The organism is Actinacidiphila sp. bgisy145 (assembly GCF_057708125.1).
The window spans coordinates 1-13,030 of sequence record NZ_JBYIRL010000083.1; the positions used below are offsets into that span (position 1 = coordinate 1).

Here is a 13,030-nt window from a genome sequence, read left to right on the forward strand (position 1 = left end):
CTGGAGGAGGGTGGGGATGGTGGTGAGGGCGTATTCCTGGATGGTGGTGGCGGCGGCTTCGAGGGCGGTGAGTCCGTTTGCGGCGTGTTTGGCTTCGCGTTTGGCCAGGCGCCAGAGGGTGGCGAGGAGGGTGCCGGTTGCGTAGTAGCGGTCGAGGGCTTGGGCGACGGTGAGGGTGCCGAGGCGGCCGCCGGTTTCCAGGCGGTGGAGGTAGGACTGTTCGTAGTGGCACTGGTCGGCCAGTCCCTGGAGGGAGAGGCCGGCTTTCTCACGGAGGAAGGCGAGGTGGTGGGCGTACAGGGCGCGGGCGCTGACCTGACCGGCCGCGAACGACGCGGCGATGCGGGTGAGTTGAGGGGTGTCGGTGCTCACGGGCGGGCCTCCGTCCGGGAGGTGTGGTGGGTGGTCCATGCGGTGCGGATGTCGTTGAGGTGGGGGATGACGACGTGGTCGAGTCGGTCGGCGACGGAGCGCAGGCTCTGGATGATCTCGGCCAGGCCCGTCGGGTCGAGGTCGGCGATCTGGTGCGCGTCGGCGATCCACACCGTGGCGACCGGGATGGCCGGCTCGGGCGCGGAGGCGTAGGGCGTGCAAGTGATGCCGGCGCGCAGGATCTCCATCCCCTGCGGCGTGTCGGTGGTGTTGCCGGGCGAGTACGCGCGCAGGACCTGCCCGGGGAACTCGGCGACGTGGCGGATGCCGGCGAGCCGCGCGGTCATCTCCTGAGGAGGCACGTCGTCTTCGCTGGGGTTCTCGGTGGCCCAGGGCGGCAGGTAGCCGGTGGTGCGCTCGCCGGTAGTCGTGGTGATCGCCCACTGCCGTTCCGAGTCGGCGGTGGCGTCGGGCTCGGTGGTAGGTAAGGCGGAGGCGGGGTTCATGGGGCGGAGTTCCTGTTCGTGGTCGGTCGGTGGAATCGGGTGGCGGCGTTGAGCAGGCGGCGCTCGGGTGGCCGCGTCTGCTGGGTGAGGAGTGAAGAAGGCGAGGAGAGCGCGCGGCAGGACCGGGTCGGCCAACTCCCAGCTCTCCCCGAGTTCCTCGGTACCGGTCCGCCCGGCGGCATGAGCGGTCGTGGGCGACTCGGCATCGAGACGCAGAGCGGCCCGGACGACCTTCCCAAGCCCGCGCGTTGGGGGGCGGAATCCCCATGTGCCGTCGCTGAGGCCGTTGATCATGTGCGGGCCCCTGCCGGTCTCGGAGTCGGCGGACCGCGGACGCAGAACGGGCTGATGCGCGTCTCGTCGTACATGGAGATGCACAAGCGGCTGTTGACGACCCACAGGGAGCACATGGTGAAAGCGGAAGCTGGGGGCCACAGGCACACCTTTCGCGGACGTCTCGGGTGCCCCCGACCGTCGGATCGACCGGGGCAACGCTGCTTTCTGTAATCAGTCAACGACGGAAACGACATGCGAAAGTGCACAAGAAGTGCACAAGCCCACTGCGGGGTAAGGATGGTGGGTGACCATGGCGGGAAGGAAAGCGATCAGAGAGACACAGGCGATATGGGATCAGTCATCGCAGTTCCCGGGCCCGGCGCGAACGTGTCCCGACTCCGGAAGGAACGGGGTTGGGGGCAGGCCCGGCTGGCCGCAGCAGCAGGGGTGTCCACGTCCCAACTCGGCAAGATCGAGCGCGGCGAGCGCACCCTGACCCAAGGCGTCGCGGCCTCCCTCGCGCGGGCGATGAGCCTGTCACTCGAAGAAGTACTCGGCACGACGCCGGTCCCCCTCGACGCCGCAGGCTCCCTCAAGGCCCTCAACAGCGCGGTGCGCAGGTTCGACCTGCCCCGCGAGCCCGAGATGACCGAAGACGAGATCATGGCCGCGCTGGCCGCCGCCGGCGAGGCACGCAACAGCGCCGACCTGGATCAGGTCCTCATCGACCTGCCCAGGTTGGTCGCCGGGGCGCAGGACCACGCGCACACCGTGGGCACGCCGGAAGCCTGGGCCCTGGTGGTGGAGGCGTACTCCACCGTGTACTGGCTGGCCGCCCGGCACCGCTGGATGACGCTGGCCGATCTCGCCGTCACGAAGCAGAAGCTGGCCGCGCAGCAGTCCGACCCGGTCACCGCGGCTTTGGCGGCCCGGGACGAAGCCGGTGTCTACCTGAACCACGGCGAGTTCGACGACGGGCTGGCGGTCGTGGACCGCGCGATCGCCCAGGCGGAGGAGAGCACTACGGGGCCGGGACGCTCCTACGCCCTGGGAGTCCTCCACCTGCGCGGTCTGACGCTGGCCGGACGCCTCCAGGACAAGAGGACCGCCGACCAGCACATCAACCGCGCCTGGGCCATGGCGGAGGGCTTCACCGAGGACGTCGAGCGCTGCGGCATCCAGTTCGGGCCGGAGAACACCGCCGTCCACGTGATCGCGACCAGCGGCGACCTGCGTCGGCACGCGGACGCCATCAGCACTCTGGAGGACCTCGTACGGGGCGGGGTGTCTCTCCCGGCTACCCGGACCAGCCCTCTCCATATGAACGCCGCTCGTTCCAGGCTCGCCCTGGGCGACCGCGAAGGCGCACTGGCAGACCTGGAGCAGGCTTGGGCCCTCGCACCCCAGATGGCGAAGGTCCACCCCACCTCCCAGGAAGTCCTCCGCGTCCTCACCTCCGCCCACAAGCGGAGCAACCCGAGAATCGTGAAACTGGCGAAGAAGGCCCACATCCAGTTCTGATCCCGCACGACAGCAGAGGCCGTCCGAAGGACTGCTCGACGCGCAGTCCCGGCTCGGACGAAGCAGGGGAAGCACTCGCCTCCGGCCACGCGAAGCAGCGCGCGCTCCTCCAACTCGATCTCGCACAAGGACGTTTGGTATCCGGGCGGGTCGATGGCGCATTCGCCCTCGCAACCCGGTCGTTGGAGACGGGCGTGCGCTACCGTTCCGGTCGGATCGTGGAGAGGGCCCGAGCCGTACGCCGCTCCCACACCTCGTCCACCCCGCCGAAGGTCGCCAGGGACTTCGACGAACGACTCCACGGCGTCTGCCTCTGATCAGCGACGAACGTAGGGGCAGGTCAACGTGCGATTGGGCATCACCGGCCACCGCGGACTGCCGGACCATGCGGCGCGGCTCGTCCGGGCCGCACTCACCACGGTGATCGAGCAGTACCAGCCGACCGACCTGATCGGGGTCAGCTGCATCGCGGACGGCCCGACGCGTGGTTCGCGGAAGCGGTCCTCGACCGCGGCGGGCAGATCGAAGTCGTCATCCCGGCCGAGGAATACCGCGAGAACCTCCCCGAGTCCCATCACGCCACCTACGACGCGCTGCTCCGGCGAGCATCCGAAGTCCACGTCACCGGGCTCAAGGAATCCACCTCCGAGGCCCACCAGGCCGGCAGCGAAATCCTCGTCGGCGTCGTGGACCTCCTGCTGGCCGTCTGGGACGGCCAACCGGCCCGCGGCTACGGGGGCACCGCCGACGTCGTCGCCTACGCGAAACGCACCGGCGTGCCCTACTCCGTCATCTGGCCCGACGGCGCCACCCGGGACTGACGCCAACCGAACGCGGTGCGAGGCAGCTGAGTCGTACGCGAGGAGAACCGTGAACCTGCTCCCCACCCTGACCACCGTCGATGTCCAGCAGCAGGCACCGCGCGTCGCCGTCCTCCCCGTCGGCTCCTACGAACAGCACGGCTCCCACCTGCCGCTCGTCATGGACATCGCCATCGCCTGCGTCCTCGTCCGGGAGATCGCCGCTGCGTACCCCGTCCTGCCGCTCTCGCCGGTCACCATCGCGTGCAGCCACGAACACGGCACGTGGCCCGGCACCGTCAGCATCAGCGCCCGCACCCTCCACGCCGTGATCACCGACATCGCCCAATCCCTCGAAGCGTCCGGCATCCTCAAGCTCGTCGTGGTCAACGGCCACGGCGGCAACTACGTGCTGTCCAACGTCGTCCAGGAAACCAACCTCACCGAACCCCGTATGACCCTCTTCCCCACCCCGGCCGAATGGACCCGCGCCCGCGAACACGCGGGTCTGGCCACCAACTCCCACGACGACATGCACGCCGGCGAGATAGAGACCTCGATCCTCCTGCACGCCGAACCCGACCTCGTCCGCCCCGGCTACGAAACCGCCGACCACGCCGCCCCCGACCGCCCCTTCCTCCTCACCCACGGCACGCGCGCCTACACCGACACCGGCGTCATCGGCTACCCCTCCCACGCCACGGCGGCCAAGGGCAAAGCCGTCCTGACCAGCCTCACCCACGACTTCGAAACCCACCTCCACGCGCTGGGCGAACCCAGACCGATCGACGGCCGACAGTGAGCTGGCTGGGCGGACGCCGCTGCCCACGTGGGCACCACGGAAGCAAGCCCGAGCATTTGCTCCCCTCCGTCCGTACCACTACAGCGGTCAGCAACCACCGGCTTTCCGCCTGATGTTCCGAATGTCCCGCCGCCGTGAGCCCGTCTCTGGCCAGCCAGGTCGCGATCGGCGAGCCTGGGGACATGCTGCTGCCGCTCACCCATGGGAAGACCGAACTCGTCGAGGTCGTCCGCATCACCGATCCTGTCAGGCACCTCAGTTCGGAGGACCTGGCAGGCGACACCGCCGCCATCTGGGAGGGCGACCAAGCCCAGCAGGCCTTGTCTCTGATCGCCGATCTACCAGGCAGTGAGCGGTACCGCTGCTTCCTCCCAGGCTGGGGAATCCGGGCCCACAACTCCACCGGGCAGCTCTTCGAGATCGCCTTCTGCTACCGCTGCCACGGCGCCCGCATCTGGGCACCGGACCTTCCTCTCGAACAACACAACCAGACCTTCGACGCGGAGAGCCCGGCCGCCCTCGAACTGCTCCGCCGATTCCACTCCTGCCAGCCGGACTGAGGCACAGCACACCCATCGCAACCCGCGAAGCACGCCGAACCCGACCTCGTCCGCCCCGGCTACGAAACCGCCGACCACGCCGCCCCCGACCGCCCCTTCCTCCTCACCCACGGCACGCGCGCCTACACCGACACCGGCGTCATCGGCTACCCCTCCCACGCCACGGCGGCCAAGGGCAAAGCCGTCCTGACCAGCCTCACCCACGACTTCGAAGCCCACCTCAAGGCGTTGGGCGAGACGGGACGACGACCTGACCGACGATGATCGGCAGCGCACCGTTGCGCTTCTCGCAACGCGCCGCTCTCGGCCTCGGTGTACGAGGTGCGCAAGGCCGCTTCGGTGTCGGCGATCAGGCTCGGGAGTACGACGGCCGCTTCGGTGAAGCGTCGCGGGCTCCTCTGCCAGATCGATCAGGCAGCGTTGACCCGCTCACGGAGCGCTGTCGGGGCCGGCCGTCGGATACGCGTACGCCAACACCGTCGAGCAGGACGACCGGTACTGGAAGAGGATCACCTCGCCCCTCGCCGAGTCGGTCACCTCCGTTCCGACGCTGGCCCTCAAGGAACTGGGCGTACGCGTCCCCTGGCGCAAGACCGGGGTGTCCAAGGCGATTCACGACAGCCTCCTGTCCGCACGCGGTGAGCCGCAGGCGACCTTGATGGTCAACCCCGAGGCGGGGGACGGCAAGGTCCACGACCTGTACGTCTCCTGGGGGTACCAGGACCTCGGGGTGAGCCGGCCATCGCCCGACTCGCCGGTCCTGACCGCCATGGTGCGGGCCCTCCCCTGACGAGGACGGCCCGCCCCCCGCCCCGCCCCCCGGGCACGGCACCCCGCCCCGCCCCCGGGGGCACGGCACCCCGCCCCGCCCCCGGGCACGGCACCCCCGCCCCGCCCCCGGGGACCGCACCCCCGCGCACCGTCCACCGCACCCGGCCCAGCAAACCCACCGGGCCCACCCCCTCACCGCCCCGACAGCAAAAGATGAGGTCACAGCGTTGTGCGAAACCGCTTGTGCGGATTCCGTTTAGACGCTGTACTCCTGCCGGGTGTGTGATGACACACGTCCACAACCGTGCGGGGCGCTCCCGCACGTCCCTATCCGTCTCGTTCCGCACACCCCGGAATTGGTGGCTGACAACGATGTCTGCTGTCCCCGCCGTCGCCGGGGCATGCGGACGGGCCGCACTCCGGAGAGGCGACATGCACGCCAGATCCCAACCACCCTTGCCCGCGGTGGCGTTCGCGAGAAGCGACCGCCGCGGCAGACGGCCGATACGCGCGGCCCTCGCCGCGCTGGTCGCCGGCACGCTCGGCGTCGCCGCCCTCGCGGGCGCCGGCACCGCCGCGGCGTCGCCCGCGGCCTCCACCACGTCGACCGGCTCGTCCGGCACCGACTACACCAAGCTCGTCGACCCGTTCGTGTCGACCGCCGGCGACGACGGCAACGACCTGCCGGGCGCGGAGGCGCCGCACAGCCTCGCCAAGGTCAACCCGATGACCACGCCGGACCGCAACCACTCCGGCTACGACTACAACCAGAGCCACATCGCCGGGTTCACCGCGACGGACCTCGACGGCGTCGGCGGCTCGGGCGGCGGCGGCGACCTGCTGGTCGTCCCCACGTCCGTGCAGTACAGCAAGCGCCCGGCGACCAGCACGTACGCGCACCCGTTCAGCCACGACGACGAGACCGCGACGCCCGGCTACTACCAGGTCGGGCTGGGCTCGGTGTCGGGCACCGACTCCTCGGTGACACAGGACAGCGGGACGATCGACGCGGAGATGACCGCGACGACGCGCACCGCGCTGGAGCGCTACAGCTTCCCGGCCGGGTCGAAGCCCGAACTCGTCCTGGACCTGGCGAACAACTACACCAGCCGCACCCGCGCGACGATGAAGGCGACCACCCTCGCCGACGGCACCACCCGCATCACCGGGCTGATCGCCGGCTCCTTCAACGGCGCCGCCTACCAGATGTACTACGCGGCCACCACGAACGTGCCCGTCACCTCGCTGAAGAGCTGGGGTGGCGACGGCACGCTGGGCGACGCGACGACGCAGGACGGCACCGACACCGGCGCCGTGCTCGGCTTCGACCCGTCCGCGGGCGGCGACGTCGAACTGCGCATCACGCTCTCGCCGATCAGCACCGACCAGGCCGTCACCGACCAGCAGAACGAGGTCGGCGGCCTCACCTTCGACCAGGCCCGCGCGCAGACCAAGGCGGACTGGAACAGCACCCTCGGCGCGGTCGACGTGCAGTCCTCGGCGGCGTCGGACCCCAAGTCGACGCTGACGAAGGAGTTCTACACGCACCTGTACCGGATGTACGGGCTGCCGGTGAACGCCACCAGCACCAGCGGCACCTACCGCGGCGTGGACGGCGCGGTGCACAAGACGAACGGCTTCACGTACTACGACGGCTGGTCCACCTGGGACGACTTCCGGAAGTACTCCGTGGAGGCGTACGTCGACCCGGCCACCTACCGGGACATGGTGCAGTCGCTGATCGAGCTGTTCGCCGACGCGCACACCTCCGGCAAGAGCCTGAGCAGCCTCACCCAGTCGGTGCCGTCGGTGCGCTGGGAGCGCTCGGAGGTGGTGATCGCCGACGCGCTGTCGAAGGGCTACAAGAACTTCGACCGGCTCGACGAGGCGTACCCCGCGCTGGAGTCGCTCGCCGGCTACTACACCGGCGCGCAGCTGCGCCAGGGGTACATCAGCGGTGACCCCGGCAGCACTGTGCAGCGCGGCTACGACCAGTGGGCGCTGTCCATCATCGCCACCGCGCTCGGCAAGGACGCGGACGCGAAGAAGCTGCGGACCCAGTCCACGATGGCGATCGACAACCTCATGAAGTCCGACGCCTGGACCGCCTCCGACGGCACGAAGGTGGGCCTGCTCACCCCGCGTGCCACCGGCGGCGACTGGCAGAGCACGGACTACGAGAAGTTCGAGGACGCCGGGCTCTACCAGGGCACGCTGTGGCAGTACAACTGGTACGACGCCTACGACATGGGCGGCCTGATCAAGGCGATGGGCGGCAGCAAGGCCGGCAAGGCCGCGGTGGAGCACATGTTCGGCGAGGACTCCAGCGCCGACGACGGCTCCACGATGCTGCACTCCAACGCCAACGAGATCGACCTCCAGGCCCCGTACCTGTTCAACTACGTCGGCGAGCCGAGCCTGACGCAGAAGTGGGTGCGCGCGATCTACACCGGCACCACCTGGAACCGGTACATCGCGACGGGCTCCACCAACGAAGCGCCCAGCGCGGGCGGTGAGTTCACCCCGCCGATCGACACGCAGGTGTACAAGCTGTCCCCGAACGGCTTCCTGCCGACCATGGACAACGACGCCGGCACCATGTCGACGATGTTCGTGGCCGCCGCGCTCGGCCTGTTCCCGGTGACCGCGGGCTCCAGCCAGTTCCAGATCGGCAGCCCGTTCTTCGACTCCACCACGATCACCTACGCCAACGGCAGCAAGTTCACCGTGAAGGCCGACGGCGTCTCGTCGAGCAACTACTACGTGCAGTCCGCCAAGCTCAACGGCGCGAAGTTCGACAACACGTGGCTGGACTACTCGCAGATCATCGCGGGCGGCACGCTGGACTTCACGATGGGCGCCAAGCCGTCCAAGTGGGGCACCGACACCAAGCCCGCGTACTCGCTGGACACCGACACCGGCAGCACCGGCACCCAGCTGGGCGGCACCACCGTCTCGGCGAAGCCGGCGACCGTGGCCACCGCCGCGGACGGCAGCGTCAAGGGCAGCGTGCAGTTGACCCTGTCCGGGCCGGCGGTCTTCGCCGCCCGCAAGGGGACCAGCCTGACGAAGTCCGGCGCGGCCACCGTCACCGGGCTGCCCAAGGGCGTCACCGCCGACCTGACCGTCAGCGGCAACCGGACGGCGACGGTGACGCTGAACGGCACCGCGACCGTCGACGCCCGCTACAGCATCTCCTTCGCCGACGCGGCCTTCGCCCACGGCACCTCGGCCTCGACGGTCACCGGCACCGGGGTCTCCCCGACCGACCCGCTGATCATCTCCGCCGCCGCGGTGTACCGCACCTCGCTCGCCGCGCTCATCGACCAGGCGTCCCTGGTCCGCACCGGCAACTACGCGGAGGGCGCCTGGAACCAGTTCCAGACCGCGCTGGAGCACGCCCGCTCGGTGCTGGCGGACACCTCCTCGGGCACCGGCACGCTGATGGCCGCGCAGGACGCCCTGAACTCCGCGGCCTCCTCGCTCACCATCGACGAGGGCGGCTACGCCGTCCTCCAGGCCGAGAGCCCCGACAGCAAGGACGGGCCCAGCCTCAAGGCCGAGGCGTACTACTCCGACGGCGACCTCGGCGGTGTCACCGACGGCGCCTGGGAGCAGTACGGCAAGCTGGACTTCGGCGGCGTCGCGCCGCAGAGCATCTCGGTCCGGTACGCCAACTCGCAGGCCACCGACGCCGCGCCGAGCAGCGTCGACATCCACGCCGGCGACGCCGACGGGCCGGTCGTCGGCACCGTCTCGCTGCCGGGTACCGGCGGCTGGCAGTACTACTCCACCGTCCAGGCCACGATCACCGCCCCCGACGTGCTGCTCAGCGCGGCGAAGGCGACGTTCGTCTTCCACGCCCCGGCCGGCCAGGACTGGGTGTCGAACTTCGACTGGTACCAGTTCTCGCCGAACCCGGTCACCTCCTCGCCCACCACCACGGTCGCCTCGCTGACCGCGCCGACCGCCACCGCCACCGGTGACGGCTCGCTCGCGCTGAAGCTGTCGGACGGCATCTTCGAGAACGTGTCGAACGGCGCGTGGGCGGAGTGGAAGGGCACGGACCTCGGCGACGGCGCCGACACCGTGACCGTCAGCTACGACAAGCCCCAGTCGCGGGCCGCGTCGGACTCCCACATCGAACTGCACCTCGCCGCGAAGGACGGCGAGAAGAAGGTCGACATCCCGCTGGCCTACACCGGTTCGGGCTGGGGCACCGTGGCCACCACGTCCGTGCAGCTCGACCCGAGCGTCTTCACCGGCGTCCAGGACGTGTACGCGGACTTCGTCTCCAGCACCCAGACCTCCGACCAGCCGTACGTCGCCAACGTCTACGGGCTGACCCTGACCCGCAGCGCCGACACCCCGGTGGGCTTCGACGCGACCGCGTTCACCACCAGCAGCGGCGGCACCCTCAAGAGCGAGGCGGCCGGCTGGAGCGACGCGGGTTCGGCCACCGACCTCGGCGGCACCTACGACGGCGCCTGGCTCGCGTACGGGGACATCGACTTCGGTACCTCCGAGAAGAACACCGTCACCCTCACCTACGTCAACAACTCCGCGCGCTGCGGCACCGGTTCGGCCGTCGAGCTCTACCTCGACTCCTTCGACTCCGCCGACCCGGGCACGCCGTACGCGACCATCGCGCTGCCGGTCACCGGAAGCGCGTGGTCCTCGGGCGGCACCACCAGCGTCACGCTGCCGAAGTCCCTCACCGGCAAGCACGCGGTGTACCTGCGGCTGACCACGACCCCGGACTCCTCGCACCCCTACGTCGCGAACCTGGGCCGGGTCACCTTCAGCCATACGGACACCCCGGCGGCGACGGACACCTCCGCGCTGAGCAAGGCGGTCGACCAGTACGCCGGGCTGGCGGACGACACGTCGCGCTACGACGCGATCGACTTCGCCGTGTACCAGCGTGAACTGGCCGCCGCCCGGGCCCTGCTGGCCGCCGACGGCGCGACCCAGCTCGAAGTCGACACGCAGACGCGTACGTTGACGCTCGCCGCCGACCAGCTGGTGCCGCTGCCGCGGCTGAAGCTGGAGGCCCTGGTCACGACCGCGTCGGCGCTCACCGACGCGCGCTACACCGACGCGTCGTGGCAGGCGTTCACCACGGCCCTGACCGCGGCCAAGACCGCGGTCGCGGACGGCCAGGCCACCGACGCGACGCTCACCGCCCGCTACACGGCACTGCAAAAGGCTCAGGCCGCGCTCGTCACCAAGCCGAAGACGGTGCCGGCGGTGCCCGGCGCGGTGTCGGCGACGGCGTCCGGCACGAGCGTGACCGTCGTGTGGTCCGCACCCGAGGACGACGGCGGTTCGCCGGTCACCGGGTACCGGATCAGCCTCGACGACGGCCACGAGGCCACCGTCAAGGACGCGGACAGCCGCAGCACCACCTTCACCTGGCTGACGGCCGACCGGTCGTACCGGGCGCAGGTCCAGGCGGTGAACGCGGTCGGCGCCTCGGCCAAGAGCGCCGCCACGGCGCCGGTGGTCACCGGCACCGCCAAGCCGCAGCAGCCGACCGTCACGAGCGTCGTCACCCACGGCAAGCAGGTCCGCGTGAGCTGGCTGCCGGCCGGCGACGGCGGGTTCCCCGTCCTCGGCTACGTCGTGACCCTGGACGACGGCACCACGGCGCACGTGCCCGGCACGGCGACGACGGCGCTGCTGACCACCAAGAAGGCGGCCAAGGCCCACACGGCGACGGTGACCGCGGTCACCCTGGCCGGGACCTCCGCGGACAGCGCGGCCACCTCGGCCACATCCACCTCCGCCACCGCGACGCCGGCTGCCTCCTCGGCCGTGGACGCCGCGGCCACGGACGACGACGGCTCCGACCCGTCGTCGTACACGCCCTCGCCCTTCCCCTCCGACACCCTGAACGCCGACTACGCGTCCGACGCGTGGCCCAAGACCGACGACGGGAGCGACTACTTCAACGACCTGCTCAGCGGCATCAAGGACCTGGGCACCGGCACCCTCGGCGCCAACTCCACCGTGGCGAACGGCACCACGCTGACCGCGGAGAACGACAAGATCGCGGTCGGCATCAACAACGCCGCCACGCAGGCCCAGGTGGACCGGGCCGAGATCGACGCGAACAACAGCGCCACCGTCACGATGGCCGACGGCCTCGGCTCCAGGCTCGGCAAGATCTACAGCGACGCCCTGAGCAGCGGCGACCTGCCGAAGACCAACGCCCTGTTCGGCCGGGTCACCCAGGACATCGACACCCACGACGCGGCGAAGAACTACTACGACTACCTGCGCCCGTACGTGCGGCTCGGGTTCGTCGGTGACGGCGGCGACATCTACGAGTCGCAGGACGGCTCGTACAGCAGCCTCGCCACCAGCGGCTCGTACCCCAGCGGCCACACCTACGGCGGCTACGAGGCGGGCACCATCCTCGCCACGCTGCTGCCGGAGCTGGCGCCGTCGATCCTGGCGCGGACCTCGGAGTACGGCAACAACCGCATCGTGCTCGGGTTCCACTACCCGCTCGACGTGATGGGCGGCCGCATCACCGGCCAGGCCACCGTGGCGCACCGGTGGGCGGACCCCGACTTCGCGGCCCTGCTGACGCAGGCCCACACCGAGATCGAGAACGTGCTGCTCGCGCAGTGCCAGAAGGAGGGGTACGACACGCTCGCCGCCTGCGAGGGCGACACCTACGACGGGCTGACCACCGCGCAGGACGTCGACCTGTACACGCAGCGGCTCAGCTACGGGTTCTCCCGCACCGGCAAGGCCGGCCAGACCCTGCAGGTGCCGTCCGACGCGGCGGCGCTGCTGGTCACGGCGTTCCCGAACCTCACCACCGAACAGCGCACGCAGGTCCTGGAGCAGACCGCGACGGACTCCGGCTACCCGCTGGACCTCACCGCGGACGGCCAGGCGAGCTGGGAGCGGATCAACCTGGCAGCGGCGATGACGGCGGACGTCGTGGTCAACGCCGACGGGTCGGTCACCGTGACGAACGTCGCGGACGCCACCAAGGCGAGCGTCGCGGACGCCACCGGCATCAAGGTCGGCGGCACCGCGATCGACGGGTTCGACAAGGACACCGCGACCTACGTCGTCGACTGGCCGAAGAACGCCAAGATCCCGACCGTCACCGCGGTGCCCGCGGAGGCCGGCGAGCGGGTGAAGGTCACCGACGGGAGCCAGGTGCTCAGTTCGACCGGGTCCAAGCTCACCACGCGGACGATCACGGTGACGTCGGCGAACGGCTCGGTCACCCGGACGTACACGGTCGGGTTCGCCCTGACGGCCAAGGACCACCGGCCGTCGGCGGCGGGCGGAAAGGGGCACTGAACCGGTGGTCCCGGGAGCGCCGCTCCCGGGACCACCACCGCCGTACCCAACGGCCCCTCCGGGCGGACGCGTTTGTCCGCCCGGAGGGGCCTT

At 70.3% G+C, this 13,030-nt stretch carries 8 protein-coding genes and 2 pseudogenes; 7 read left to right on the forward strand and 3 right to left on the reverse strand.

Going from position 1 to position 13,030, the window contains the following annotated elements:
* Both AC3ERT_RS36060 and AC3ERT_RS36065 read right to left on the reverse strand, forming a co-directional pair.
* Positions 1–372: helix-turn-helix domain-containing protein (locus AC3ERT_RS36060; protein ID WP_435179335.1), on the reverse strand; the 372-nt coding region annotated here is incomplete at its 3' end.
* On the reverse strand, positions 369–878 hold the full coding sequence (locus tag AC3ERT_RS36065) for a DUF6907 domain-containing protein (RefSeq protein WP_435179337.1): 510 nt from the start codon (positions 876–878) through the stop codon (positions 369–371). The genes AC3ERT_RS36060 and AC3ERT_RS36065, both read right to left, overlap by 4 nt.
* Before the next feature lie 624 nt (positions 879–1,502).
* Between AC3ERT_RS36065 and AC3ERT_RS36070 the strand changes: the two genes are divergently transcribed.
* The 5 genes and pseudogenes from AC3ERT_RS36070 to AC3ERT_RS36090 form a co-directional block, all read left to right on the forward strand.
* The gene (locus AC3ERT_RS36070; RefSeq protein WP_435179340.1) at positions 1,503–2,675 is read left to right on the forward strand and encodes a helix-turn-helix domain-containing protein; all 1,173 of its coding nucleotides are present in this window, start codon (positions 1,503–1,505) and stop codon (positions 2,673–2,675) included.
* A 345-nt stretch (positions 2,676–3,020) separates the two neighbouring features.
* Positions 3,021–3,496, forward strand: a pseudogene (locus tag AC3ERT_RS36075) (hypothetical protein).
* A gap of 49 nt (positions 3,497–3,545) precedes the next feature.
* Complete coding sequence (locus AC3ERT_RS36080) at positions 3,546–4,277, forward strand: creatininase family protein (RefSeq protein WP_435179343.1); 732 nt, start codon at positions 3,546–3,548, stop codon at positions 4,275–4,277.
* Positions 4,278–4,411: 134 nt separating this feature from the next.
* Positions 4,412–4,837, forward strand: coding sequence for a hypothetical protein (locus AC3ERT_RS36085; protein WP_435179345.1), 426 nt, complete (start codon positions 4,412–4,414; stop codon positions 4,835–4,837).
* Positions 4,838–4,879: 42 nt separating this feature from the next.
* Positions 4,880–5,101 (forward strand): annotated as a pseudogene (locus AC3ERT_RS36090) (creatininase family protein); the annotation flags it as partial.
* Between the two features lie 165 nt (positions 5,102–5,266).
* Here AC3ERT_RS36090 and AC3ERT_RS36095 read toward each other — a convergent pair.
* Positions 5,267–5,398 carry a hypothetical protein gene (locus AC3ERT_RS36095; protein WP_435179347.1) on the reverse strand — a complete coding sequence of 44 codons (132 nt, stop codon included), beginning with the start codon at positions 5,396–5,398 and terminating at the stop codon, positions 5,267–5,269.
* A gap of 37 nt (positions 5,399–5,435) precedes the next feature.
* Between AC3ERT_RS36095 and AC3ERT_RS36100 the strand changes: the two genes are divergently transcribed.
* On the forward strand, positions 5,436–5,627 hold the full coding sequence (locus AC3ERT_RS36100; RefSeq protein ID WP_435179349.1) for a hypothetical protein: 192 nt from the start codon (positions 5,436–5,438) through the stop codon (positions 5,625–5,627).
* A gap of 413 nt (positions 5,628–6,040) precedes the next feature.
* The gene (locus AC3ERT_RS36105; RefSeq protein ID WP_435179351.1) at positions 6,041–12,937 is read left to right on the forward strand and encodes a glycoside hydrolase domain-containing protein; all 6,897 of its coding nucleotides are present in this window, start codon (positions 6,041–6,043) and stop codon (positions 12,935–12,937) included.
* The last annotated feature ends 93 nt before the right edge of the window (positions 12,938–13,030 follow it).